Annotated in this window: 24 protein-coding genes and 1 pseudogene; 13 read left to right on the top strand and 12 right to left on the bottom strand. The window is 71.4% G+C overall.

Features of this window, described 5'->3' with window-relative positions:
• The first annotated feature begins 12 nt into the window (after nucleotides 1-12).
• The 3 genes from IE97_RS0103665 to IE97_RS0103655 all read left to right on the top strand — a co-directional run bounded on the left by IE97_RS0103665 (nucleotide 13) and on the right by IE97_RS0103655 (nucleotide 2120).
• Nucleotides 13-255 carry a DUF397 domain-containing protein gene (locus IE97_RS0103665; RefSeq protein ID WP_010033039.1) on the top strand — a complete coding sequence of 81 codons (243 nt, stop codon included), beginning with the start codon at nucleotides 13-15 and terminating at the stop codon, nucleotides 253-255.
• A gap of 258 nt (nucleotides 256-513) precedes the next feature.
• Nucleotides 514-1416 carry a universal stress protein gene (locus IE97_RS0103660; protein ID WP_030230804.1) on the top strand — a complete coding sequence of 301 codons (903 nt, stop codon included), beginning with the start codon at nucleotides 514-516 and terminating at the stop codon, nucleotides 1414-1416.
• Nucleotides 1417-1622: 206 nt separating this feature from the next.
• On the top strand, nucleotides 1623-2120 hold the full coding sequence (locus tag IE97_RS0103655; protein ID WP_030230799.1) for a hypothetical protein: 498 nt from the start codon (nucleotides 1623-1625) through the stop codon (nucleotides 2118-2120).
• A gap of 76 nt (nucleotides 2121-2196) precedes the next feature.
• On the opposite strand, the gene IE97_RS0103650 is transcribed toward IE97_RS0103655, so the two are convergent.
• Complete coding sequence (locus IE97_RS0103650; protein WP_030230787.1) at nucleotides 2197-3336, bottom strand: aminoglycoside phosphotransferase family protein; 1140 nt, start codon at nucleotides 3334-3336, stop codon at nucleotides 2197-2199.
• A 234-nt stretch (nucleotides 3337-3570) separates the two neighbouring features.
• On the opposite strand from IE97_RS0103650, the gene IE97_RS0103645 reads away from it, so the two are divergent.
• Nucleotides 3571-5064 carry a hypothetical protein gene (locus IE97_RS0103645; RefSeq protein WP_030230785.1) on the top strand — a complete coding sequence of 498 codons (1494 nt, stop codon included), beginning with the start codon at nucleotides 3571-3573 and terminating at the stop codon, nucleotides 5062-5064.
• A 5-nt stretch (nucleotides 5065-5069) separates the two neighbouring features.
• Here the strand turns inward: IE97_RS0103645 and IE97_RS0103640 are convergent, their stop codons facing one another.
• The 3 genes from IE97_RS0103640 to IE97_RS0103630 all read right to left on the bottom strand — a co-directional run bounded on the left by IE97_RS0103640 (nucleotide 5070) and on the right by IE97_RS0103630 (nucleotide 9542).
• Nucleotides 5070-6479 carry a PP2C family protein-serine/threonine phosphatase gene (locus IE97_RS0103640; RefSeq protein WP_030230781.1) on the bottom strand — a complete coding sequence of 470 codons (1410 nt, stop codon included), beginning with the start codon at nucleotides 6477-6479 and terminating at the stop codon, nucleotides 5070-5072.
• Between the two features lie 270 nt (nucleotides 6480-6749).
• The gene (locus IE97_RS0103635) at nucleotides 6750-7844 is read right to left on the bottom strand and encodes a hypothetical protein (RefSeq protein WP_030230777.1); all 1095 of its coding nucleotides are present in this window, start codon (nucleotides 7842-7844) and stop codon (nucleotides 6750-6752) included.
• Nucleotides 7845-7970: 126 nt separating this feature from the next.
• Nucleotides 7971-9542: an alpha/beta hydrolase gene (locus tag IE97_RS0103630; protein WP_030230773.1), complete on the bottom strand. Its 1572-nt coding sequence runs from the start codon at nucleotides 9540-9542 to the stop codon at nucleotides 7971-7973.
• Between the two features lie 274 nt (nucleotides 9543-9816).
• Here IE97_RS0103630 and IE97_RS0103625 point away from each other — a divergent pair, with 274 nt between their 5' ends.
• On the top strand, nucleotides 9817-10482 hold the full coding sequence (locus IE97_RS0103625) for a chaplin (protein ID WP_078603060.1): 666 nt from the start codon (nucleotides 9817-9819) through the stop codon (nucleotides 10480-10482).
• 213 nt (nucleotides 10483-10695) lie between these two features.
• Here the strand turns inward: IE97_RS0103625 and IE97_RS39775 are convergent.
• Nucleotides 10696-10842: pseudogene (locus IE97_RS39775) on the bottom strand (nucleoside deaminase); the annotation flags it as partial.
• A gap of 127 nt (nucleotides 10843-10969) precedes the next feature.
• Here IE97_RS39775 and IE97_RS0103615 point away from each other — a divergent pair.
• Nucleotides 10970-11758, top strand: coding sequence for a GNAT family N-acetyltransferase (locus IE97_RS0103615; protein WP_030230760.1), 789 nt, complete (start codon nucleotides 10970-10972; stop codon nucleotides 11756-11758).
• An 84-nt stretch (nucleotides 11759-11842) separates the two neighbouring features.
• Here IE97_RS0103615 and IE97_RS0103610 read toward each other — a convergent pair whose 3' ends face one another.
• The gene (locus IE97_RS0103610) at nucleotides 11843-12106 is read right to left on the bottom strand and encodes a GlsB/YeaQ/YmgE family stress response membrane protein (RefSeq protein ID WP_030230758.1); all 264 of its coding nucleotides are present in this window, start codon (nucleotides 12104-12106) and stop codon (nucleotides 11843-11845) included.
• A 173-nt stretch (nucleotides 12107-12279) separates the two neighbouring features.
• Nucleotides 12280-12720: an SPW repeat protein gene (locus IE97_RS0103605; protein ID WP_030230756.1), complete on the bottom strand. Its 441-nt coding sequence runs from the start codon at nucleotides 12718-12720 to the stop codon at nucleotides 12280-12282.
• A gap of 238 nt (nucleotides 12721-12958) precedes the next feature.
• Here IE97_RS0103605 and IE97_RS42390 point away from each other — a divergent pair, with 238 nt between their 5' ends.
• Nucleotides 12959-13123 carry a hypothetical protein gene (locus IE97_RS42390; RefSeq protein ID WP_199807028.1) on the top strand — a complete coding sequence of 55 codons (165 nt, stop codon included), beginning with the start codon at nucleotides 12959-12961 and terminating at the stop codon, nucleotides 13121-13123.
• 1 nt (nucleotide 13124) lies between these two features.
• Here IE97_RS42390 and IE97_RS0103595 read toward each other — a convergent pair whose 3' ends face one another.
• Complete coding sequence (locus IE97_RS0103595) at nucleotides 13125-14192, bottom strand: acyl-CoA dehydrogenase family protein (protein ID WP_420706049.1); 1068 nt, start codon at nucleotides 14190-14192, stop codon at nucleotides 13125-13127.
• Nucleotides 14193-14499: 307 nt separating this feature from the next.
• Here IE97_RS0103595 and IE97_RS0103590 point away from each other — a divergent pair, with 307 nt between their 5' ends.
• The 3 genes from IE97_RS0103590 to IE97_RS0103580 all read left to right on the top strand — a co-directional run bounded on the left by IE97_RS0103590 (nucleotide 14500) and on the right by IE97_RS0103580 (nucleotide 17774).
• Nucleotides 14500-15390 carry a glycoside hydrolase family 19 protein gene (locus IE97_RS0103590; protein ID WP_030230751.1) on the top strand — a complete coding sequence of 297 codons (891 nt, stop codon included), beginning with the start codon at nucleotides 14500-14502 and terminating at the stop codon, nucleotides 15388-15390.
• Nucleotides 15391-15454: 64 nt separating this feature from the next.
• Nucleotides 15455-16822 carry a phospholipase gene (locus tag IE97_RS0103585; protein WP_030230740.1) on the top strand — a complete coding sequence of 456 codons (1368 nt, stop codon included), beginning with the start codon at nucleotides 15455-15457 and terminating at the stop codon, nucleotides 16820-16822.
• Between the two features lie 40 nt (nucleotides 16823-16862).
• Nucleotides 16863-17774, top strand: a complete 912-nt coding sequence (locus IE97_RS0103580; RefSeq protein ID WP_030230736.1) for an oxidoreductase — start codon at nucleotides 16863-16865, stop codon at nucleotides 17772-17774.
• Nucleotides 17775-17872: 98 nt separating this feature from the next.
• On the opposite strand, the gene IE97_RS0103575 is transcribed toward IE97_RS0103580, so the two are convergent.
• Both IE97_RS0103575 and IE97_RS0103570 read right to left on the bottom strand, forming a co-directional pair.
• The gene (locus IE97_RS0103575; RefSeq protein ID WP_030230732.1) at nucleotides 17873-18331 is read right to left on the bottom strand and encodes a pyridoxamine 5'-phosphate oxidase family protein; all 459 of its coding nucleotides are present in this window, start codon (nucleotides 18329-18331) and stop codon (nucleotides 17873-17875) included.
• A gap of 62 nt (nucleotides 18332-18393) precedes the next feature.
• Entirely contained in the window at nucleotides 18394-18789 is a 396-nt protein-coding gene (locus tag IE97_RS0103570; protein ID WP_030230726.1) for a tautomerase family protein, read from the bottom strand.
• A gap of 129 nt (nucleotides 18790-18918) precedes the next feature.
• Between IE97_RS0103570 and IE97_RS0103565 the strand changes: the two genes are divergently transcribed.
• Together IE97_RS0103565 and IE97_RS0103560 are read left to right on the top strand one after the other, a co-directional pair.
• Nucleotides 18919-19311, top strand: coding sequence for a VOC family protein (locus tag IE97_RS0103565; RefSeq protein ID WP_030230723.1), 393 nt, complete (start codon nucleotides 18919-18921; stop codon nucleotides 19309-19311).
• A 45-nt stretch (nucleotides 19312-19356) separates the two neighbouring features.
• On the top strand, nucleotides 19357-20436 hold the full coding sequence (locus tag IE97_RS0103560) for an adenosine deaminase (RefSeq protein WP_030230718.1): 1080 nt from the start codon (nucleotides 19357-19359) through the stop codon (nucleotides 20434-20436).
• Here the strand turns inward: IE97_RS0103560 and IE97_RS0103555 are convergent.
• Together IE97_RS0103555 and IE97_RS0103550 are read right to left on the bottom strand one after the other, a co-directional pair.
• On the bottom strand, nucleotides 20418-20933 hold the full coding sequence (locus IE97_RS0103555; RefSeq protein ID WP_030230714.1) for a mycothiol transferase: 516 nt from the start codon (nucleotides 20931-20933) through the stop codon (nucleotides 20418-20420). The genes IE97_RS0103560 and IE97_RS0103555 overlap by 19 nt on opposite strands.
• A 171-nt stretch (nucleotides 20934-21104) precedes the next feature.
• Nucleotides 21105-21989: a LysR substrate-binding domain-containing protein gene (locus tag IE97_RS0103550; RefSeq protein WP_030230710.1), complete on the bottom strand. Its 885-nt coding sequence runs from the start codon at nucleotides 21987-21989 to the stop codon at nucleotides 21105-21107.
• A gap of 117 nt (nucleotides 21990-22106) precedes the next feature.
• Here IE97_RS0103550 and mgrA point away from each other — a divergent pair, with 117 nt between their 5' ends.
• Nucleotides 22107-23099, top strand: coding sequence for an L-glyceraldehyde 3-phosphate reductase (gene mgrA, locus IE97_RS0103545; protein ID WP_030230706.1), 993 nt, complete (start codon nucleotides 22107-22109; stop codon nucleotides 23097-23099).
• Nucleotides 23100-23286 lie beyond the last annotated feature (187 nt).

Genomic DNA, 23286 nt, shown 5'->3' with positions numbered 1-23286 from the left:
AGGAGCACGGACGTGGCCGAGACCACCACCCAGCAGCGCCCGCTCACGGGCTGGGACAAGCCGGAGCTGGACCTCACCAACGCACAGTGGCAGTCCAGCAGCCGGGGGCGGGGGGATGTCCAGATCGCCTTCGTCGAGGGCTTCATCGCCATGCGGAACAGTGCCCGCCCCGAGAGCCCTTCCCTGATCTTCACGCCCGCCGAGTGGGGCGCTTTCGTGTCGGGGGCGCGGGAAGGGGAATTCGACCTCACCTAGGGCCTGTTGGGCAATTGCCCTCTGCCGCGCGACGCCCGGCACGCGCCGCGCGGCCGCCCTCCGGGCGACGAGGCCACTTTCGCCACAGGCCCTGGCAGAGGCACAGGCGAGCCGGCCGGGACAGTCATGATCCGCGGCCGATCCGGGGGTGTTCCGCCCGCATGTGCGGACACGCGACCCGAGACATCCTCCCGTGGCCGGTCCCTGAGTCAGGCTGGCCCCGGAGAGACGGTCCCGTGTCCCGGAGGTGAGGAACACTTGAGCACCCAGCCGGTCATCGCTGCGGTCGACGGTTCGGACGGCAGCCTGCGCGCCCTGGAGTGGGCCCTCGACGCCGCACGCAGGCGCTCGGCGCCCCTGCGCGTGGTGCACGTACGGCAGTACGCCCACTGGGCACAGCCAGAGGTGCTCACCGCCGGGCCGCCCGACCCCGAGGACGACCCGGTCCTCGAGCGGGTCCGCGGTTATCTGGACGGCCGGGACGGCCTGCCGGACACGGAGTACCTCGGCCTGGAGGGCGCGCCCAGCGCGGTCCTGCCCGAAATGAGTGCTTCCGCGCAGCTGCTGGTGCTGGGCTCCCGGGGCCGCGGTGGCTTCGCCGGCCTGCTGCTCGGCTCGAACAGCATGGCCGCCGCCCGTGACGCGGAGTGCCCCGTCGTCGTCGTACCCCGAGCCGGTCGTGAGGTGCACGACGAGGCACCGGCCGGACCCGGCTCGCACGTGGTCGTCGGCCTGAAGGTGGAAGGCCCCGACGAGGCCACACTCGAGTTCGCCTTCACCGAGGCCTCCCGGCGCGGCGCCCGGCTCCGGGCGGTCGCCGCCTACCCGTGGCCGGCTCAGCCCTGGATGATGCCCGGCGAGATGCCGCCGCCGACCGTCGACCAGGACGTCATCGAGGACGAGGCCCGGGTGCTCGCCGAGGGCTTCCTCGCTCCGTACCGCGAACGGCACCCCGATGTACCGACCGAGACGGTCGCGGCGCCGGGCGACGCCGCCGGGCACCTGGTGGCGGCCTCCCGGGACGCGGGCCTCGTCGTCGTGGGCCGGCACCGGCGGCACCTGCTGGCACCCGCCCGCATGATGGGCTCGGTCACCCACGCCGTCCTGCTGCACGCCGCCGCGCCCGTCGCGGTGGTCCCGCCGTCGCCCCCGGACGACTGACCTGGCGGGCCCGGATGCCGGCAGGACCGTCCCTGCGGCAACCGGGCCGGGGCGGCCCGCCACCACCATCGGCACGGGGCGACGGCCCAGGCCGGCCCCTGCCGTCGTAGTCCCCCGCCACCACCGTCGGAACCAGGGCCCGGCCTGGCCCGACCGGTCCACCGCCCGACCGGCACGTCCCGGGCCGGGGCACGTACCATGGCGGCATGTCGTTCCTCCGCCGCCGCAGCGCCACACCCGCCGGGCCCGACTTCGACGTACTGGCCATGGACCCGGGCGACTGGCCCGGCAACCTCGGTGCGGGACTGCTGCCCGCGCCCGACGGCACCTGCCAGGGCGTCTTCCTGCGCTACGACCTCTTCGGCGGCCGCGGCCCCGCCATGATCATCGGCAACCTGCCGGAGGGCTCCCCGGCGCGCGAGGTCCCGGAGGGGCAGGTCCCCTTCGAGGTGGCCCAGCTGCTGCTGGCGCTGGAGAACGACGAGGAGGTCACCGTCGTCGGCACCGAGGACGTGCCGGTGATGCAGGGCGACAACCTTCTGATCGTGCGCCGCGTCAAGCTCTCCGAGGGACGGATCTCCTGCGTCCAGTTCGACCGCAGTGACAACGTCCTGGTGACCATCGCCTCCTGGGACCGCCCCATCACGGACGACCTGTACGCCCTTCTCAAGCCGCTCCCGGCGGAACTCTTCCAGCAGGGCTGATCCGGCGGCCACCGCCCGGACGCACGAAAGGGCCGCTGTGCGCCTGACCAGGCACACAGCGGCCTCTTCGTCCCCGTCAGCGAGTCCCGACCGCCGCGCGCACGGCCCGCCGGGCCAGCTGACAGTCGTCGTGCAGCCGCCGCAGCAGCAGCCGCTGCTCCTCGCCGGACGGCGCAGCACCGGACTGGGCCGTGCCCGGTGCCGCCGGGGTCGCGTCGTGCAGGGAACGCTGCACGGCCGTCTCGTAGGTACGGATCTCACGGGTCAGCACCAGCATCAGGTTCACCAGGAAGGCGTCCCTGGACGCCGGGCCCGCCGCCTGGGCGATCTGGCTGATCTGGCGACGAGCCACCGGTGCGTCCCCGAGCACCGACCACAGCGTCGCCAGGTCGTAACCCGGCAAGTACCAGCCCGCGTGCTCCCAGTCCACCAGCACTGGACCGGCCGGGGACAAGAGGATGTTCGACAGCAGCGCGTCGCCGTGGCAGAACTGACCCATACCCTGCCGACCGGCCGCCTGCGCGATGCCGTGCAGCAGCTTCTGCAGATCGCCCAGGTCCCGGTCGGTCAGCAGGCCCAGCTCGTGGTAGCGCGAGATCCGGGCCGCGTAGTCGAGCGGGGCGTCGAACGTGCCCGCCGGCGGCCGCCAGGCGTTCAGCCGGCAGATCGCGCCGAGCGCCGCCCTGATGTCCGCCCGCGGCGGCGCCTCGGCCGGGTGCCGCTGGAGCGCCGCCACCCGCCCGGGCATCCGCTCGATCACCAGGGTGCAGTTGTCCGGGTCCGCCGCGATCAGTCTCGGCACGCGTACCGGAGGGCGGTGCCGGACGAACGAGCGGTACGCCGCTATCTCGTGGCGGATCCGCTCGGACCAGGCGGGGGAGTGGTCCAGTAAACACTTGGCGACGGCCGAGCTGCGACCGGTCGTACCGACCAGGAGCACGGCCCGTCCGCTGCGGCGCAGGACCTGCACCGGGGCGAACTCCGGGCAGATGCGGTGCACCGCCGCGACCGCCGTGCGCAGCTGCGCGCCCTGGGGGCCGGACAAGTCGAGTCTCCCGCTGAGCGGTTGGGTGCCGAGGACCGCGCCGCGCCGTGCCCTGCCCGCACCGAGCACAGGGGCCGCCGGCCGCGCGGGGGCGAGGTAGGGGCCGCTGTCCGTGGGGCGCGGGTGCAGCGACCGGGGCGGTGCGGACACGGAGGACGATGCTGCGTACATGGGCGAGACAGATCCCTTCGTGTGCCTGCGACGACAGCGCACCACCCGGCCCGGACGCCCGGGAACACCCTGGGGAATGTCCCGGCGGCGACCGGGTCGGGGTGGCGCGTTCCTACCTGACACCCGATGACCAGTGGCACACCATCTGGCGCACCCTGGCGAACCCTGGCGAATAGTCGCCCGGCAAGTCTGGCCGGGCTACTGTCAACTCAGCCGAGAACCTGGGGGCTTGACGTGAGCGGACAACCCAACACCCGGCTCGCAGACCTGTTCGGCCTGGCCGGCTGGTCCAAGGGCGAACTCGCGAGGCTGGTCAACCGGCAGGCGGCGGCCATGGGCCATCCCCAGCTGTCGACCGACACCTCCAGGGTGCGGCGGTGGATCGACATGGGAGAGATCCCGCGCGATCCGGTGCCGCGGGTGCTGGCGGCCCTGTTCACCGAGCGTCTCGGCCGTGTCGTGACCATCGAGGACCTCGGTCTGGTCCGGCACGGGCGTGCGGGGAAACGGCAGGGCGGCGGGAGCGTCGATGCTCCCGACGGAGTGCCGTGGGCGCCCGAGCGGACCGCCGCGGTCCTCACCGAATTCACGGGAATGGACCTCATGCTCAACCGACGCGGCTTGGTGGGCGCGGGCGCCGCGCTCGCCGCGGGATCCGCACTCAGCAGCGCCATGTACGACTGGCTGCACACCGACCCTGCCCTGGCGGCCGACGCCCCCGACCTCAACCGTCCCCTGCATGCCGACCCCGCCGGGTTCGACCGCTACGAGGCCGCCCCCATCGGGTCGCAGGAGATCGAGGAACTGGAGCGCTCGGTCGAAGTGTTCCGCGCCTGGGACGCGGCCCGCGGTGGCGGGCTCCAGCGCAAGGCCGTGGTGGGCCAGCTCAACGAGGTGGGCGGCATGCTCGCCTACCGTCACCCCCCCCACCTCCAGCGGCGCCTGTGGGGCGTCGCCGCCAACCTGGCCGTCCTCGCGGGCTGGATGTCGCACGACGTCGGCCTGGAACCCACGGCCCAGAAGTACTTCCTCATCGCCGCGCACGCGGCCAGAGAGGGCGGGGACCGGCCCCGCGCGGGCGAGGCGCTCTCCCGCGCGGCCCGCCAGATGGTGCACCTGGGCAGGCCCGACGACGCCCTGGACCTGATGAAGCTCGCCACGTCCGGTTCGGGCGACGAGGTGCTGCCCCGCACCCGCGCGATGCTCTGCACCATCGAGGCCTGGGCCCAGGCGTCCATGGGCAAGGGTCAGGCCATGCGCCGCACGCTCGGGCAGGCCGAGGACCTGTTCGTCTCCGACAAGGCCGACGTGCCGTCGCCGGACTGGATGCAGACCTTCAAGGAAGAGGACCTCTACGGCATGCAGGCCCTCGCCTACCGCACGCTCGCCGAGTTCGAGCCGGGCGCGGCCACGCATGCCCAGCACTACGCGGAGAAGGCGCTGGCCCTCAGAGTCGACGGCCGGCAGCGGTCGAAGATCTTCGACTACCTGTCGATGGCCTCGGCGTGCTTCATCGCCGACGACCCCGAACAGGCGGACAGGTACGCGCGGTTGGCCCTGGTGTCGATGGGATCCAACTCATCCCACCGCACCTGGGACCGGCTGCGCCAGATGTACCGGCTCACGGCCGAGTACTCCGGTTACCCGAGGATCCAGGAGCTGCGGGAGGAGATCAAGCTCGCTCTGCCGAAGACGAAGGGCAGGGGTGGCAGCAACGTACACGCCTGAGCTTCCTATGGCGTGACCTTGGCGACGAGCACACAGGCGGTGTCCTCGCGCTCATCCTCGCCGAATTCCTGGACCACCGTCCGCAGACAGTCCTGGGCGCCGGCGGTCCCGGTCAGGCGCGGTGCCAGGCCGAGCAGCGGCTTCGCCGCTGCCGTGCCCGTGCGCCCGGGTACCAGCCCGTCGGTGTGCAGGAGTAGCAGGTCGCCCACCTCGAGGATCTCCTCGGCCTGCCCGTAGGCGGCACCCGCGGTGGCGCCGAGGGGGACGCCGCCCGGCGCCTTCAGCACGCGCCCTGTCCCGTCGCGGAACAGCAGCGGGGCGGGGTGTCCGGCCTGCGCCCACAGCAGCGTGCGTGTCGCGGGCCGGTAGCGGCAGCAGACGGCACTGCCGAGGGCGGGTTGCCCGGTGGCGTCGAGTAACTGGTTGAGCAGGGCCATCAGCTGTCCTGGCCGTGCACCGGCCATCGCCATGCCGCGTACGGCACCGAGCAGCATGGCCATGTTCGAGGTGACGCCGACGCCGTGCCCGGTGAGGTCGCCGACGCTGAGGAGGGTCTCACCGTCGGTCAGTCCGAGCGCGTCGTGCCAGTCGCCGCCGACCAGTGTGTTCGCGGACGCCGGCAGGTGGAGGGCCGCGATGTCCAGGTCTTTCGGGCCCCGGTGCGGGAGCCGCAGGGAGCCGCGCCACTGCGGCGGCACGGCCTCCTGCAGCTCGACCGCGAGCCGGTGTTCGGTCCGCGCGGCCTGCCGCTGGTCGTCGAGCGAGTCACGGGTCTCGCTCACCACCCGCTGGCTGCGGCGCAGTTCGCTGACATCGCGCAGCACGGCCCACATCGAGGCGGTGCTGCCGTCAGTGTCGAGCACCGGTTCGCCCATCATGTGCACGGTCCGGACGGCCCCGTCCCGGCGCGCGATGCGGAACTCGCCGTCGATGGGCCTGGCGTCGACGAGGCAGTTCGTGACCATCGTCGTCAGTCTCGGCCGGTCCTCGTCGAGCACGATCGATGGCAGCTCGTCGAGGGTGAGCGGCGGAGCGGCGGGGTCGCGGCCCAGGATCCCGTAGAGCTCCCCGGACCAACTCGCCTCGTCCGTGAGCAGGTTCCACTCGGCGCTGCCGACACGGCTGAGCAACGAGCCCCGCGGGGGTGCGGTGGCTTCCGGGGTGGCCGCCGTGGGCAGGGGGCCGTCCCGTAGCTGGGCCAGGTGCTCGTCCAGGTCGTTGAGCTGGTGCAGGGCCAGGTCGTACAGAGCGCGCTGCCAGCGTCCCCGCGGGTGGTCCGCTCCGTCCCCTTCCGTGTCGCGGCGGACCGCGTCCACCTCGCCCTTGAGCCGCCGGGTCTGCGATATGAGCGCCTCGACCGAGCCGCGTCCGGGCGGCTGGGCGGCTGGGCGGTCCGCTGAGAGATGGGGCGGCATGACGCACTCCGATGCGGGGACGGTACGACCAGGGCGGACGGAGGGACCGCTACGACTGTTGCACAGCCCGCGACAGCCCGTAAGGGATTTGGCAACACACGATATGGTGGTGCTTCTGGCATATGCCACAGTCTCAAGGAGTTACTCCGAGGTAGGTGCGGAGCACCTCACGCGGAAACCCAAGTCGTAGACTACACAGGGCAGTTGATGACCCTCCGGTGGTGCGGGACGGGTTGCTGTGACTGTTCGACGGCCCTGTGTTCGAAGCATTCAGTACCGCAGGACGCCGGCGATGCCGTCCGCCTCTCTGAGGGTGCCGTCCGGGACGAAACGAACGTCGGCCCCCGTCTCCAGGCACTGCTCGACGATCTCGTCGACGATGTCCTCGCGGGAGCCGGCATCTCCGCTCCCGGCGATGATCAGGTGGTCCCCGGCCTCCTGGGCCGTCACGCGGTAGTTCTCCTCGACGGCCAGCAGTCGGACGCGGCCGTCCCGTGCGGTCTGCCACAGTTCGTCGACACCGGCGGCGAATTCCCGCCGCCCCCGGGCGGTTTCGAGGCTCCGGGTCACGGCGGCGGTGCTCTTGCGTGCCTCCGCCTCGATCACCGGCCGCATGGCCTGCCACACCGATTCGGGTGTTCCGTGCGCGAGTCCGCCGTGCGGGACGTGCACCGCACCCTTCACGGCGTTGCCGACCTCGTCCAGCAGCGAGAGCGCGGCCGGCTCGCCGGTGACGTACAGCCGTCGCGGACGGTCGCGGAGGACCGCGCTCAGTGCGATGTCGGTCTCGCGCAGGAACTGGCGGGTGCGCTCCTCCCGGAAGGCGCTCGGCAGGTCACCGATCCGCTGCTGCCGCTCCGGGTCGAAGTTCTCCACGCGCCGGGTCAGCGGGAAGCCGCCGACGCGAGCCTCGGTGACGCGGTCCACGCCGCCGTCCCACAGCGTGACGCGGTCGGCTGCGAGCGACAGCACCCAGAACGGCCGCCCGGCCGTCTGGGCCGAGACGAGGTTGCGGGTGAGGAACGTGTCCGAGAGCACCACGCGTTCGGGCACGGTCCGGGCGAGCGACCACACCTGGTGCTCGCCCGTGGCGGCGAAGATCACCAGGCCGTCCTCGGCGTGGGCCAGGTCGACCTCGGACAGTGCTTGGTCGAGGTGCCGGGCGACGTCGGCCCGTCGCTCCCGGCTGACCGCAGGATCGGCCTCCAGTTGCCGCTTGGCCTCGGCCACCATGTTGCGCAGCCGGACCTGATCCTGGGCGTTGTAGGGCTCGCGCCGGTGTGTCGGCGTCAGTACGGAGACGGCGGGGTAGGGGCGCGGGCGCCGCAGCTCGGCGAGGGTCGCGGGACTCAGAACGTGCTCCATGCACAGCACGATAGAACCGATTCACCTAGAGGGCATTCGGGGCAAATGTCAACATCCCGGCTCGATGCCGTGGAGGTGAACGAGGGGAACAGAGGGTCACTCCACGTACGGCTGGGGGAGGGCGTCCTACTTGAGGCCGTGGTCGGAGCCGCAGGAACTGCCGTCCGGCGGGAGCGTGCCGTACAGCAGGAACGCGTCGACCTTGCGGTGCACGCACTTGGAGGAGCCGTAGCCGGTGTGGCCCTCGGCCCGGTTGTCGAGCACCACGGCCGACGACCCGAGGCGCTCGGCCGTCTCCACCGTCCAGCGGTACGGAGTGGCGGGGTCACCCCGCGTCCCGACGAGCAGCATCCTCGGGGTGTCGAGGTCCTTGACATCCTCCCGGATGAAGTCGGTGCCCTTGGGGCGGCCATAGCACATCAGCACCTGGGTGAGCCGGTACCGGCCGAAGACCGGCGACGCCTGCTCGTACCGGGCGCGCAGCCGACCGAGATCCCTGGTGACCTGCGCGGCGCCGGGGCGGTCGGGGTCGTCCGCGCAGTTGATCGCCATCAGCGCCGCCGGGAGGTTGTCCAGGGGCACGTCCTCCGGGTCGACGAGCCCGCGGTGCGGAGCCCGCAGCGGCGGCAGGACGACACCCCCGGACGCGAAGGCCTCCAGGCCGCGCGTGTCACCGTCCTCCAGGAGCTGGGCGATGGCCCGCTGGAGTGAGGGCCACAGCTCCCTGCTGTAGAGCCCCTGCGCGAGGGCGCCTGCGAAGTCCTGGCCCGAGAACGCCTCGCCGAAGTCGGTGGGCACCGGGTCCTCGTCGAGTGACTCGACCACCCGGACGACGTCCTCCCTGGCCTCCCGCGGGTTCTGCCCGAACGGACAGGCGATGTCCTGCGTGCACCAGGTGAGGAAGTTCTCCAGCGCCGTCTGCTGTCCCTGCGCGCGCACCACGCCCTGCTCGGACAGCGGCTCGGTCAGGGTGTCGACGCCGTCCAGCACCATCCTGCCGACCTTGCCGGGGAACTGGGCGGCGTACACCGCGCCGAGCCGGCTTCCGTAGGAGAAGCCCAGGTAGTTGAGCTTGTCGTCGCCGAGCGCGGCACGGATGACGTCCAGGTCGCGGGCGGCGTTCACTGTGCCGATGTGGGGCAGCACGGGACCCGAGTGCTCGGTGCACTCCGCCGCGGCCTCGCGCAGCCTGTCCAGCACGGCCTGCGGATCGGCGACGTCGGTGCTCGAGTCCGTCGCGTCCAGTGCCCCGCCGGCGGCGTTCCCGCAGCTGACCGGCGAGGAACGGCCGACGCCACGGGGATCGAAGCCGACGACGTCGTAGCCGTTCGTCAGGCCCATGAAGTCCTGGCCCGCCATGGCGAGTTGGCCCACGCCCTGGCCGCCCGGGCCGCCGAAGTTCAGCAGAACCGAGCCCCGGGACTCACCGGTGGCCCGGTACCGGGCCACGGCCAGATCGAGAGTCCCCCTCCCGGGCTTGCCGTAGTCGAGCGGGACGGTGACCTTCCCGCACTGGAGGTCCTTCGGCATGTCCTGGCCCTTGCAGGCCGACCAGGTGACCTTCTGGTCGTAGAAGCGGGCCAGGCCGGGACCGGGGGCGTCCGCGGTCGGCAGCCCCGCACCCAGCAGGGCCAGCCCGGCCGCTCCGGCGACCGCGCAGCGCCGGAGCGGGGGGCGCGTGGGCAGCTTGACCAGCATCGATGCCTCCTGGGGCGCACCACAGCGGACCGGCTACCGGCGCCCTCGCTCACCATACGTGGGCATCGGAAGCCCCGCCTCCGGGCGAGCGGGGCCGGGCGCCGTGCCCTGCCCCGCTCGGCGGCCTGGCGCATACGAAGGGCTTTACCGCTAGTTCGACAACCGGGCCGCTCGATGGAGTGAAAGGCCGATTAGCCACTAACCAGGATCGGACGCCCGCGTTCTATCTCGTGCGGGCGAGTGCCCGCGACGATGTCTGGAAGGCAGGGCAGCTATGAAACGGGTTACCCGAAACGGTGTGATCGCCGTCGTCGCCGCCTCGGGCGCGATGGCCGTGACCGTCCCGGCGTACGCCCATTCCGGGGCGGACGGCTCGGCGGCCGGTTCGCCCGGGGTGGTCTCCGGCAACACTGTGCAGGTGCCGGTGCACGTACCGGTGAACGTGTGCGGGAACACCGTGAACGTGGTGGGGCTGCTCAATCCGGCCGCGGGCAACAGCTGCGCGAACAAGGACGGCGAGCGGTCCGACCGGCGGGGCAGGTCCGGCGGAGCGGTGGCGGACGGCGACGGAAAGGATTCCCCGGGCGTGGCCTCCGGCAACGACGTGCAGCTGCCCGTCGACCTGCCGGTCAACGTCACCGGTAACACGGTGAACGTGGTCGGCGTCGGTAACGCGTCGGTCGGCAACGAGTCCTCGAACACCCCGGGCGACCGTCCCGTCCGCCCGGACCGCCCCCACGCCCCGAAGCCTGCTCCGAAGCCATCCACCCCGCCTCGCGCCCACCCTGCTCCGGACCCGGCCCCGCAGACCCCGCAGGCGACCGGGGCCCTGGCCCACACGGGTACGGACCACACCCTCCCGGTCGTTGCGGCGAGTGCGGCGCTCGTGCTCGGCGGAGTGGTCCTCCGAAGGCGCTTCCGCCCCGGGGCGGAGGGCTGAACGCACGGCTGGGGCGGGTCCGACCCCCGATGGTTCCGAGCGGGGTCCGGCCGCCGCCGGGCCCCGCTCCTGACGGCAGGACGCAGCCGCTCACTGAGGGTCCGTCCTCGACGGCGGGGCCGGCCGCTCGGGGCCCCGCCGCAGCGGGAAGCAGACCCGGCGCCGCCCCCCGGCTCCGGTCGCCTAATGACACCCCTGGCCCCGCCCCCCGTTTCAGCCGCGCCCGTGATGGAACCGCACGTGCAACTCCCGAACCGCTTCCGGTAGTTCGGGCACCGGCCCGTCCTCGGTCACACCGGGTGCGACCCCGCGGACAGGGAGCGCCCGCACCAGCGGCTCCGGGACTCCCAACTCGCCGAGCAGGTCTGGGTCCTTGACGACCATGATGCCGGGCTCTTCCGCGAGGCGACGTGATCAACAGAACCGTACGGCGGCCGAAGCGGAAAACGCGTTGCCCGGCCGCCCGGCGGGGTGCTGAGGTGTGCCCATGTCTCATACGGATCACCCCGCGCTCCTCGCCCTGCTGGACCGTGAGCTGCGCGAGGGAGCGCGGCCGGACGGTCCCGGCGCCCGTATCGAGCGGACCGGCGGCATCGTGCGCCAGGTCGCCACCGCGCGGGGCCGCTGGAACGGCGTCGTGTGGTCCGCCCTCGACCAGGCCACGGCCGACGTGGCGATCGCGGAGCAGATCCGCCACTACACCGCGCTCGGCCTGGACTTCGAGTGGAAGCTGTACGGACACGACCGGCCTGCCGACCTCGGACAGCGCTTGCACGCCGCCGGATTCACGCCCGGCCCCGAGGAGACGCTGATGATCGGTGAGATCGCGGACCTGGACCTCGACGTCGATCTGCCGCACGGCGTCCGGGTCGAGCCGGTCACCGACTCCACCGGGGTCGATCTCGTGGCAGACGTCCACGAGAAGGCGTTCGGAGCGGACAGCTCCTGGCTGCGCGACCACCTCCTCGCCCGGCTCTCGGCCGACCCGGACACCGTCGTCGCCGTCGTGGCGATGGCCGGCGACGAACCGGTGAGCGCGGCCCGTATGGAACTCGTGCCCGGTACCCGGTTCGCCGGCCTGTGGGGCGGCGGCACCGTGGAGGGCTGGCGCGGTCGCGGCATCTACCGTGCCCTGGTCGCCCACCGGGCCCGCGCCGCCGCGGCACGCGGATACCGCTGCCTCCAGGTCGACGCCTCCAGCCAGAGCCGCCCGATCCTGGAGCGCCTGGGCTTCGCGCCGCTCACGACGACGACACCGTACGTGTACACGCCGTAGCCGGCTCTCCGAGGTGCGGCTGCCCGGACGTCACACGTGCGGGACTCGCCGCACCGCGACCGGCGGCCGCTTGACGCCGGACCCTCAGCGACGGGCCCTCGCACGGTCCAGCGCGGCGACGCCGAGTGCGGCGAGACCGATCTGGATGAGCCACTCGACCCAGTCGACGCCCTCGGTATCGGCCACGCCGAACGCGGCGGCGAGCGCGGAGCCGATCAGCGCGGCAATGATGCCGACGAGGATCGTCCACAGGATGCCGATCCGCTGACGGCCCGGGACCACAAGCCGGCCCAGGACGCCGATGACGACGCCGATCACGATGGCACTGATAATGCCGTCGATCTCCATCTCCGTCCCTTCTCCTCAGGACCCCCGCTGTGATGCGGATGCCCTGCTGCGGCCGGGACACTCCGGCCCGGGGCCTCGTCGTCCCCTCCACGCCCGGTACGCACACGAAAAGGCCGGTCCAGGGTGCGGACCGGCCTTCGGCTCCCTTTCGGCAACATCCCTTTCAGCAGGGTCTACGGCCTGGGAGTGGCCTTCGCCGCCGTGCCGGCGCACACCAGCCCCAGAATCACGGCCAGTGCACCGATGATGACGTTGTTCCACACGACACCGGCGTCCGGGCTGTCGCCGACGATCCACGGCGCGATGATCAACCACACGCCGAGGGCGCACATGGCCCAGCTCAGGCCGTACATGCGCTCGGGAGCACGCGTGAACCCGAGAGCCAGCAGACCGATCGCGATCCCCATGATCAGGTTGTGGGTGGCGAGTGACGGCTGGCTGGTCGTGTAGTGGACTATCCACGGGGAGGCGGCACAGTACAGACCGAGCAGGAACACCGGTCCGTCCACGAGCGCCACTTCGCGACCACCGAGCATGCGGTCGTACCGAGCGCGCATTTCAGAGGCATCAGGGTGGCTGGTTATGTCCCCTCTGCTGGGCGAGACGTTGGCCATGAGTCGTCTCCTTCGTCTTGCAGGGCGACCGCGTCTGGTGGGGTATGCGGTAAGCGCCGGGTAAAGCCATTCTGCTCTTATTTTTCCTTTATGTGTAGAGGTCGGTGAGGGGTGGAGTCTTCACCCGGCGGTACATGTCCGGGCGGATCGGGGGCAACCGGATGGGTACGACAACGACCGAGCGACGCCGCCTCGGCAGGCGGCGCGGGACAGGGAGGGCAGCGGAGTGTCAGCGGCCGTGAGCGCGAAGGTGTTGGAGCGGTTCCCGGCGGGAGCCCCGCGCGGATCGTGGCCGGCGGAGGAGTACGCGGCACGCCGCCGAGCGGAGGGTGAGCCCGCCACCGTCGTGATGGACCTGGAGTCGGATGCCTTCCTGGTGGTGGTTCCGTCGGGCGACGACTGAATCAACCGGACGCCAGCGCGCCGAGGTGCGTCCGTCGTGCCTCGGCCGTCTGCCCCTGCACCAGCAGGAACATCCCCTCGCGAGCCAGCCGCTGGGCCCGGCTGTCCAGGGCCATGGACCGGCCTCCCCCGGCCACGATCGCCGCGGTCGTGGCCGCGCGCATCACGTCGTACGCCCGGGTCTTCACCCCGAGACGTTCCGTGACGGACTCGTGCGGGACGGGGTGGTCGGCCAGGGCATAGGCCTCCCGCCGGACCTGGTCGAGCCGGGCCCGCAGCGACCGGGCCGGCTCCTCGCCGTCCTGGGTGTGCGCCACCAGGTCCAGCGCCGCGGCCGCCACCCCGAACACGGCCGGACTGGCGTTGGCGGCCCTGGGCAGGTCAACCAGGGCGAACTCCTCCTGCGAGGTGCGCAGCACGACCGACTCCTGTGACACCCACAGGCCGTCCAGTTCCAGGGAGACCGTACGCGCGGCGCTGAGAGCCGCGAGCCGCATCGGCGCCGACGGGCGCATCCCCGGCTGTTCGCGGGCCTCGACGACGACGAACACCACCTCGGCCGTGTCCGTCACACCCGCCAGCAGCATCACGTCGTTCAGACCCCAGCCCGTGTACCACGGGACCCTGCCCTCGAAGCGCCAGCCGCCCCGGTCCGCGGCGGCCCGCACGGGGACGCGGGGGAAGGCACGGACGTGGGCGTAGGCGATGCCCGCCAGCAACCCGCCGGTCGCCAACGGACGCAGCAGCTTCGCCCGGGCCGGCGAGTCGTATGTGGCGAGCATCTTCACCGGTGTCTGGTGCTGTGTCTGCACGAACCATGTGGAACAGCACGCCCCCGCCAGGATCTCCGCGGTCTCCCGCGCCACGGCGACGGGCGCCTCCGCCCCGCCGTACCGCTTCGGCGCGCTCACGCCGAGCAGTCCTGACCGCTTCACCGCGGCGATGTGGCTCGCCGGTACCTCCCCCTGGTCGACACGCTCGGCGTTCGGAACGAGGAGGTCACACGCCAGCCGCTGTGCTCGGGTGACGAGAGGATGCGGGCTGGACGGCACGGGCGGCAGGGAGGTCATGGGAGGAATTCTGGCGGCCGGTCTGCGCGGGGCGGCGGTCCGGGGGGTGTGTCGTTGGAGCCGTGCCGGCCGACACCGGCACGGCATCCGCACCGTACAAGGGGACGGATCAGGCTTCTGAGGCGCCCGTCGCATGATGACTGGTCTACACCCTTGACTGGTACAGACCAAAGCGGTTGAGTGTGCCTCCACACCCCCACCACGGCCGCCCCCACGCCGTGACCGGTCCACCGGTGCGTGCGGTCAAGGGCCTGCTCCGCCCTGCCCTTTTCAGGCTGCGGCCGTGCTCCGCGAAGGAGTTGATCCCGTGTCGAGACGCCGTGTCTCCGCAGTCCTTGCCACTCTCGTCCTCGCGGGCGCCGCGCCGGTGCTGCTGCCCGCCTCCAGCGCCTCCGCCGCCGCCTGCTCCAGCTATCCGAGCTGGGTGGCGGGAAAGTCGTACGCCGCCGGCGACATCGTCCGCTACACCGACGGCAAGGCCTACATCGCCGAACACGCCAACCCGGGCTATGACCCGACCATCAGTACCTGGTACTGGGAGCCGTACGCCTGCGACAGCGGCCCGGGCACGCCCGACGCCCGCTTCGTCGTGACCGAGGCGCAGTTCAACCAGATGTTCCCGAACCGGAATCCCTTCTACACCTACAGCGGCCTCACCGCGGCCCTGAGCGCCTACCCCGGCTTCGCCAACACCGGCAGCGACACGGTGAGGAAGCAGGAGGCCGCCGCCTTCCTGGCCAACGTCAGCCACGAGACCGGCGGGCTGGTCCATGTGGTGGAGCAGAACACCGCCAACTACCCGCACTACTGCGACTGGAGCCGCCCCTACGGTTGTCCGGCCGGTCAGGCGGCCTACTACGGGCGCGGCCCGATCCAGCTGAGCTGGAACTTCAACTACAAGGCCGCGGGCGACGCACTCGGCATCGACCTGCTGAACAACCCCTGGCTGGTGCAGAACGACGCGGCCGTGGCCTGGAAGACGGCCCTGTGGTACTGGAACACCCAGACCGGCCCCGGCACCATGACCCCGCACAACGCCATGGTCAACGGCGCCGGTTTCGGCCAGACCATCCGCAGCATCAACGGCTCGCTGGAGTGCGACGGCAAGAACCCGGCGCAGGTGCAGAGCCGCGTGAACAACTACCAGCGGTTCACGCAGATCCTCGGGACGACGCCCGGCGGCAACCTCTACTGCTGACGCCGGGCGCGTGGTGTCATGCGAGGTGTCATGCACCTGACCGAATGTCGAAAGGGCACCTCCCATGCGCACCCCCCAGGCCCTGCTCGCCACGACCGCCGCGCTGGCCGCAGCGGTCGTGGCGCCCCCGACCGCCGCCGTCGCCGCCGCTGTTCCGGTACCGGGCACCTACTACGTCCAGAGCGCGACGACCGGACTCAACGCTGCCGACACCGGCGGCGCGGTCGAGCAGCACAGACCCCGCGGCAACGAGGATCGTCAGCAGTGGCGGTTGACGTCCGGCGGATCCTCGTACCTGCTGGAGAACACCGACGCGCCCGGCACCTGCCTCGGCCGCAGCGGCGACCTGGCCGCCACCGTCGCCTGCACGAGCGGTGACGCCGCGTGGGAGATCTCGGCGACCGGCGCCGACCGCTACCGCCTCACGGTTCCGGGGACCGCACGTCACCTCGCGGTGGCCCCCAGGACGACCGGAACCAACTACCCGGCGCGCCTGACCCTGAGCGGCCCGGGTGACCTCGCCACCTGGTACCTCACGCCGGTCGACCCGGCCACCGCCCCCATGCCGCCGCAGGATCGCCGCACCCTGGACCAGGTCACCTTCCTCACCACGCACAACGCGTACGCCAACGGCGTCGACGGCGGCTTCGCCCCGCCCTTCGTCAATCTCGTCCCCAACCAGACCCGCGGGATCGAACGCCAACTCGCGGATGGAGTACGTGGGTTCATGCTGGACATCCACCAGACCCCGGACGGCGCGATCCTCTGCCACAACAGCTGCACCCTCGTCAGCAGGCCGGTCGCCCTCTGGGTCGACCTCCAGCGCATGGTCGACTTCCTGAAGGCCCACCCCGACCAGGTCGTCACCGTCTTCCTGGAGGACTATGTCGAGCCGGATGTCCTGCGCGACGAACTCGCCCGCGTCAACGGACTGTCGGACGTGCTGTACCGGCCGGACCTCACGGGCGTCCGGCAGAACGGCTGGCCGACCATGGCCGGCCTGATCGCCGGCAACGACCGGCTGCTGATCTTCACCGACCGCAGCCGCTCCGCCGACCAGGCCGCGGGCCTGACCCGGGACAGCTTCGGCGTCATGTACCAGAGAGAGTGGACCGTCGAGAACCACTGGTCCATGGGCTCGGGTGTCGGTTCGTCCGACTGGTCCTGCTACAGCCGGTGGTACGACGCGAACACCAACATTCCGCTGACCCGTACCGAACCCGGCTTCCGTCCCCTGTTCGTCATGAACCACTTCCGAGACGTCCCGATCACCGGCACCGCCGGCACGGACAACACCAAACTCGCCGACCGGGCCCGGCGGTTCTGCCAGCCCGCCGCCCGCAAGAAGCCCACCTTCCTCGCCGTCGACCACTACGACCGCGGTGACCCGGGCTCCGCCGTCGCCGCCCTCAACTCGTACACATATCCGTGAACCGGCCGCACCGGTCCGCCATCTGTGTGAGACTCCGCCGATGAGCTCACCGATGATCACCGCGGACGCCGCCGGCACCTGGAAACTCGGCGACCTGCCCGTCCACCGCCTCGGCTTCGGCGCGATGCGGCTGACGGGCAGCGCCGCCTTCCACCACGGCACACCGAGCGACCGGGACACGCCGATCGCCGTCCTGCGCAAGGCGGTCGATCTCGGTGTGAACCACATCGACACGGCCGCCTTCTACTTCTCGTCACTGCGCTCCGCCAACGAACTCATCAACAGCGCGCTGGCGCCGTACCCCGATGACCTCGTCATCGTCACCAAGGTGGGCCCCCACCGGACCTACGACGGGGAGTGGGGCACCTCGGCCCGTCCCGAAGAGCTGCGCGGGCACGTCGAGGAGAACCTGCGTCAGCTCGGCCGCGACCACCTCGACGTGGTCAACCTGCGCCGGATGCCGAACTACGACTCGATCGCCGAGCACTTCGGCGCCCTCGCGGAACTGCGTGAGGCTGGTCTGATCCGGCACCTCGGCCTCTCCAACGTCGAGGCCCGGCATCTCGCCGAGGCGCAGGCCATCGCGCCGGTGGTATGTGTGCAGAATCGATACGCCATCGACCGCCCCGACCCCACCGCCGACGAACTGCTGCGGATCTGCGGCGAACAGGGTGTCGCCTTCGTCCCGTTCTACGCCGTCGCCGGCGAGAGCGGGGAGCGCGGCGCCACCACGGCCCACGACGAGGACGTCCGAGCCGTGGCCCGCGCCCACGGTGCGAGCCCCGCGCAGATCCGCATCGCCTGGACCCTGCACCAGGGCTCGCACGTCCTCGTCATCCCCGGCACCGGCAACCCCGAGCACCTGGCACAGAACGTGGCGGCCGGTGCCATCCGCCTCACCGACCAGGAACTGGACCGGTTGAGCGCGTCGCGGAGCAGCGCTGAAAGGTGAAGGCGCCCCCGACGCCGCCGGGGTTCGGAGAGCGACCGAGGTGGGCGCACGGCCCGCCGTCGTCGTCCGCCGCCTCACCGGTCACGCCCGCCGGGCGCTCAGACCACCCAGGTCCCGTCCCGCATGAGGTGCCGCCGGGGCAGTTCGTGCTCCTCGCACCACGCCTGCACCGCGTGCGGGCGCACCCGGAAGAACGCGTACGAGGCGTTCTTCTCGCGCGGATCCCAGCCGGTCTTCGCACGGAACGCCTCGGCCGCGGCCCGTGGCACCTCGGCAGCCGTGAACGTCTCCACGTCACCGTCGAGGAGCACGACGTCACGCGTGTCGCCGAAGGCCAGCCGGGTCCGCCGGCCCTCCCGCAGATTGCGGCCCGTCGGATTGGCCGGCCGGGTGCACAGCCACACGGCCTCGTCGTGCCATACGAACCACAGCGGTACCAGACAGGGCACCCCTTCGGCGTCAGCGGTGGCGGCCCAGATGTCGGTCTCGCGCTCCAGGCGGTCCAGCAGGTCCGCCTTGCGCCGCTCGGGAGTCCGAGGCGGTTCGGTGATCTTCATGAGCGGCACGCTAGCGGGGTGCGCGAGCGTCACACCTCGGGCGGGGGGCGTAGGCCCGAGTCCTAGGTCCTCGGATCTTCGAGGTACTGCGCCGTCCCCTCTCCGAGGGACCAGTCGGCCGGCTCGTTCTCCGTCAGCACGACGAAAACGTTCCGCGGCTCGGTGCCCGCGTACGCGTGCGCGAGTTCGGCGATCCTCCGGTACAGCGCCTGCTTCTGCGCGGGCCGGCGACCGCTGCGCAGCGTGATCGTGATATAGGCGATGCCGTCGTCGCGGCGGATGCCGAGGTAGTCGTCGCAGCGCAGGGTGCTGTTGGTGCCGTCGTGATCCACCAGGACCTGGAACCGGTCGTCCGGCGGGATGCCGATCGTCTCGACCAGGGCGTCCTGGACGGCACGGCCGAGTGCGGCGAGGCGCTCGGGACCGGCGCGGAGCGTGTCTATGCGGACGAACGGCATGAGGGTCCTCCTCAGGGTCGACGATCATGAGTGTACATACTAGTAGTTACAGAATCGTCGGGCCTGGTTGGCGTGCAGGGAGTTTTACGTATAACCTCTCCGGTCAACCACCCGCTCCGAGAGGTCCCGATGAGACGCGTCGCCCTGGTCACCCTCGTCGTCGACGACTACGACGAGGCGATCCGCTTCTACACCGAAGCCCTGGGGTTCCGGCTCGTCGAGGACGCGCCGAGGCCCGACGGGTCCCGCTGGGTCGTCGTCGACCCCGGGCCTCCGGGAGCGGGCACCGGACTGCTGCTCGCCCGCGCCAAGGGGGAGGCGCAGGCCGCCCGGGTCGGGGACCAGGCCGGCGGGCGCGTCGGGTTCTTCCTGCATACCGACGACTTCGCCCGCGATCACGCTCGTATGGCCGCGGCGGGCGTGACGTTCCTGGAGGAGCCCCGCCACGAGCCGTACGGGACCGTCGCCGTCTTCCAGGACCTGTACGGCAATCGCTGGGATCTGCTCCAGCCCGCCGGCTGACCCCCGCCCGTCCGTTTCGAACCACCTGCTCGAGGAAACACCACCATGACTACTACGCGTGTAGATTCCGAAGTGATCCGCCGCCTCCCCAAGGCCGTGTTGCACGACCACCTCGACGGCGGCCTGCGCCCCGCCACCGTGGTGGAACTCGCCGACGCGATCGGACACACCCTGCCCACCACCGACCCCGGAGAGCTCGCCGCCTGGTACTACGAGGCCGCCAACTCCGGCGACCTGGTGCGTTACATAGCGACCTTCGAGCACACTCTCGCCGTCATGCAGACCCGCGAGGGCCTGCTGCGCACCGCCGAGGAGTACGTCCTCGACCTCGCGGCCGACGGGGTCGTCTATGGCGAGGTGCGGTACGCCCCCGAGCTGAACACCAACGGCGGGCTGACCCTCGCCGAGGTCGTCGAGACCGTGCAGGAAGGCCTCGCCGCCGGTATGGCGAAGGCCGCGGCCGCCGGCACTCCGGTGCGCGTCGGGACCCTGCTGTGCGGCATGCGGATGTTCGACCGGGTGCGCGAGGCCGCTGACCTGGCCGTCGCCTTCCGGGACGCCGGTGTCGTCGGCTTCGACATCGCGGGAGCCGAGGCCGGCTTCCCCGCCGCGGACCACCTCGAGGCCTTCGAGTACCTGCGTCGCGAGAGCGTGCCGTTCACCATCCACGCCGGCGAGGCCGACGGCCTGTCCAGCATCCACCAGGCTCTGCAGATCTGCGGCGCCCAGCGCATCGGCCACGGCGTGCGCATCACCGACGACATCCCCGACCTCGCGGCCGGGAAGCTCGGCAGGCTCGCCGGCTGGGTGCGCGACCGGCGCATCGCGCTGGAGATGTGCCCGACCTCCAACCTCCAGACCGGTGCCGCGGCCTCCATCGCCGAACACCCGATCACCGCGCTGAAGGACCTCGGTTTCCGTGTCACCCTCAACACCGACAACCGGCTGGTGTCGGGCACCACGATGACCCGCGAGATGTCGCTGCTGGTCGAGCAGGCGGGCTGGAGCGTCGAGGATCTGCGCACGGTGACGGTGAACGCCCTGAAGAGCGCGTTCCTCCCGTTCGACGAGCGGAACGCGCTCATTCGGGACGTGGTGCTGCCCGGCTACGAGGCCGCGCTCTGAAGCAGTCCCCTGAGGTAGGCGGCCTGTCCGATGTGCTGGAGATCGTCGGACAGGACGCTGACCAGCCGGACGCCCAGACTGACCGGCGGGTCCCAGCGTTCGTCGACGATGCGCTCCAGGTCCTTGGCGGCCAGGCCGTGCAGCGCGTCGAGGGTCTGCGTGTGCACCGCGTCGTAGTAGCCGGTCAGCAGATCACCCGAATCGACACGGACCTTGGCGACCTTGGCCGGGCTGTGCCCGTAGCCCGTGTCGTGCCGCGGCAGACCCAGCCCGAAACGCTTCTCCCAGTCCTGGGACAGCCAGACCTGGTCGAGGTCGAAGGCGTCGGCGACGTGGTCGTCCTGGACGCGGGTGAGGTGCCAGACCAGCCAGGCGATGGAGTTGGTGCCGGGGGAGGGACGGGCGCTCAGGGCGTCGGGCCCGAGCCCCTCGACGGTGGCGTGGACTTCTTCGCGGATGCGGTTGTAGCCGTCGATGAGGATGTCCTTCGCATGCATGGCTCCACCATCGCGCATCGCCGCGTCCCGTGCGTCCCGGCCTGGAACTCCCGACGGAATGATCTTCGAGGTGGCTGGATCCAGGGTCGCTGATCCGAGGGTGCGAGGTGGCTCGGTCGGAGCCGTTTGATCGCACTGATCCTGCCCGGGCGGGCACAGTGGAAGGACCCCTTATCCGCCAGCGGTCTCCAGCAGTGCCATCAGTGCCCGGGCCGCCGGGCTGGTGGCCTGGCTGGGCGGCAGCAGCGCCACCGTCTCGTAGACGGCCTCGCCGGTCCCCTTCACGGGCAGTGCGGTCAGGGAGGCACGCTTGTGCGCGAAGTGCCGCGGCACGACGGCGACCCCCAGGTTCTCGTCGACCAGATCGAGCAGCGTGTGCACGTCGTTCACCTCCAGGGCCACGGTCCGCCGCACGCCCGCCGCGGCGAACACGGCGTCGGTGGTGCGCCGCGGCCCCCAGTCGGGCTGGAAGTCGACGAACACCTCCCCGCCCAGTTCCTCCGGCGTGACGGCCGCCCCCACCGCGGCGAGCCGGTGGCTGGAGTGGCAGAGCAGCGTCATCGGCTCGCTGGTCAGCGGCACCGACCGCAACTGGTCGCTGTCGGCCTGGGTCCGCACGGCGAAGGCCAGGTCGAGCCGCCCGGCCGCGACGTCGTCCGCGAGCGCCCCCGACCCCGCCTGCCGCAGACAGATCTCCACGTCCGGATGACGGTGCCGGAACGCGGCCAGCAGCCCCGCCACATGCACCCCGGCGATGCACTGCTCGCTGCCCAGTGCGAGCATGCCGCGCAGTACGCCCTGCACCGCCGCCACCGCCTCGTGCGCCGTCCGCACCTGCGCGAGGATGCGCTCCGCCTCGACGAGCAGCGCCCGCCCGGCCGGGGTGAGTGTCACCCGCCGGGTCGTGCGCACGAACAGCGGTGTCTGCAGCTCCCGCTCCAGCGCCCGGATCGAGGCCGACAGGCCCGACTGGGACACCAGGAGGCGTTCCGCCGCCCGGGTGAAGTGCTGGTCCTCGGCGACCGCGACGAAGTGCTGCAGATGACGCAGTTCCATGACTGAGAAGCGTAGTCGCTGAATTCCATCGGATTCTTCTGTTGGACGCATGGGAGCAGGTCACGCCAGAGTGGGCACCGGTTGTTTCCCGACCGTGTCAACCCCTCTGGAGTCGCGTTGTACACCGCACACCCCGACCGCTACGCGGACATGCCCTACCGGCGCACCGGACGCAGCGGTCTGAAGCTCCCCGCGCTCTCGCTCGGCCTGTGGCACAACTTCGGCCCGGACCGGCCCGTCGAGACCCAGCGCGCCATCCTGCGCCGCGCCTTCGACCTCGGCGTCACCCACTTCGACCTCGCCAACAACTACGGCCCGCCGCCCGGCGCCGCCGAGACCGCGCTGGGCGGGTTCCTGAAGTCGGACTTCGCGGCCTACCGCGACGAGCTGATCATCTCCACCAAGGCCGGCTACCTGATGTGGCCCGGGCCGTACGGCGAGTGGGGCTCGCGCAAGTACGTGCTGTCCTCGCTGGACCAGAGCCTGAAGCGGATGGGCCTGGACTACGTCGACATCTTCTACTCGCACCGCCCCGACCCGGACACCCCGCTGGAGGAGACCATGGGTGCCCTGCACTCGGCGGTGCAGCAGGGCAAGGCGCTCTACGTCGGTGTCTCCAACTACTCCGCCGAGCAGACCCGCGAGGCCGCCCGCATCCTGAGCGAGCTGGGCACCCCGCTTCTCATCCACCAGCCGCGCTACTCGATGCTGGACCGCCGCCCGGAGGACGAGGGCCTGCTGGACGCCCTCGACGAGCTCCAGGTCGGCTCCATCGTCTTCTCCCCGCTGGAGCAGGGACTGCTCTCCGCGCGCTACCTCGATGGCATCCCCGAGGGCTCCCGGGCCGCGAGCGACAGCCCGTTCCTGAACTCCGACGCCGTCACGGAGGAGCTCGTGGACCGGCTGCGCGACCTGAACGACGTCGCCAAGTCCCGCGGCCAGACGCTCGCCCAGCTGGCGCTGGCCTGGGTGCTGCGCGGCGGCCGGGTGACGTCCGCGCTGGTCGGCGCGAGCAGTGCGCGGCAGCTGGAGGACAGCGTCGGCGCGATCGGCAACCTGGACTTCGACGCGGACGAGCTGGCCAGGATCGACGCGATCGTCAAGCCGTGACCCGGCGGCCTGCCCGGGGGCCCACGGGCAGGCCGGCTAGGAACTGATCCGCTCCTCCAGGCGGACGGTCACCGTGCCGCCAGTCATGCCCCCGGAGGCCGCTCGCCGGGTTTCGGCCAACTCCGGGTGTGAATATGCCAGGAGAGTGGCCGGAAAGTCGTGGTTACAGTGGTTCAGCAGTGAACAT

The organism is Streptomyces sp. NRRL S-455 (assembly GCF_000717875.1).
Classification (GTDB): domain Bacteria; phylum Actinomycetota; class Actinomycetes; order Streptomycetales; family Streptomycetaceae; genus Streptomyces.
The sequence above is the reverse complement of the archived record's forward strand: the minus strand, read 5'-3'. Positions and strand labels throughout refer to the sequence as shown.

Coding starts and splice junctions, on each gene's coding strand:
- IE97_RS0103655 (WP_030230799.1), top strand. CDS start 1,623: ATGTCGTTCCTCCGCCGCCGCAGCGCCACACCCGCCGGGCCCGACTTC.
- IE97_RS0103650 (WP_030230787.1), bottom strand. CDS start 3,336: ATGTACGCAGCATCGTCCTCCGTGTCCGCACCGCCCCGGTCGCTGCAC.
- IE97_RS0103640 (WP_030230781.1), bottom strand. CDS start 6,479: ATGCCGCCCCATCTCTCAGCGGACCGCCCAGCCGCCCAGCCGCCCGGA.
- IE97_RS0103635 (WP_030230777.1), bottom strand. CDS start 7,844: ATGGAGCACGTTCTGAGTCCCGCGACCCTCGCCGAGCTGCGGCGCCCG.
- IE97_RS0103630 (WP_030230773.1), bottom strand. CDS start 9,542: ATGCTGGTCAAGCTGCCCACGCGCCCCCCGCTCCGGCGCTGCGCGGTC.
- IE97_RS0103625 (WP_078603060.1), top strand. CDS start 9,817: ATGAAACGGGTTACCCGAAACGGTGTGATCGCCGTCGTCGCCGCCTCG.
- IE97_RS0103615 (WP_030230760.1), top strand. CDS start 10,970: ATGTCTCATACGGATCACCCCGCGCTCCTCGCCCTGCTGGACCGTGAG.
- IE97_RS0103610 (WP_030230758.1), bottom strand. CDS start 12,106: ATGGAGATCGACGGCATTATCAGTGCCATCGTGATCGGCGTCGTCATC.
- IE97_RS0103605 (WP_030230756.1), bottom strand. CDS start 12,720: ATGGCCAACGTCTCGCCCAGCAGAGGGGACATAACCAGCCACCCTGAT.
- IE97_RS0103595 (WP_420706049.1), bottom strand. CDS start 14,192: ATGACCTCCCTGCCGCCCGTGCCGTCCAGCCCGCATCCTCTCGTCACC.
- IE97_RS0103585 (WP_030230740.1), top strand. CDS start 15,455: ATGCGCACCCCCCAGGCCCTGCTCGCCACGACCGCCGCGCTGGCCGCA.
- IE97_RS0103580 (WP_030230736.1), top strand. CDS start 16,863: ATGAGCTCACCGATGATCACCGCGGACGCCGCCGGCACCTGGAAACTC.
- IE97_RS0103575 (WP_030230732.1), bottom strand. CDS start 18,331: ATGAAGATCACCGAACCGCCTCGGACTCCCGAGCGGCGCAAGGCGGAC.
- IE97_RS0103570 (WP_030230726.1), bottom strand. CDS start 18,789: ATGCCGTTCGTCCGCATAGACACGCTCCGCGCCGGTCCCGAGCGCCTC.
- IE97_RS0103565 (WP_030230723.1), top strand. CDS start 18,919: ATGAGACGCGTCGCCCTGGTCACCCTCGTCGTCGACGACTACGACGAG.
- IE97_RS0103560 (WP_030230718.1), top strand. CDS start 19,357: ATGACTACTACGCGTGTAGATTCCGAAGTGATCCGCCGCCTCCCCAAG.
- IE97_RS0103555 (WP_030230714.1), bottom strand. CDS start 20,933: ATGCATGCGAAGGACATCCTCATCGACGGCTACAACCGCATCCGCGAA.
- IE97_RS0103550 (WP_030230710.1), bottom strand. CDS start 21,989: ATGGAACTGCGTCATCTGCAGCACTTCGTCGCGGTCGCCGAGGACCAG.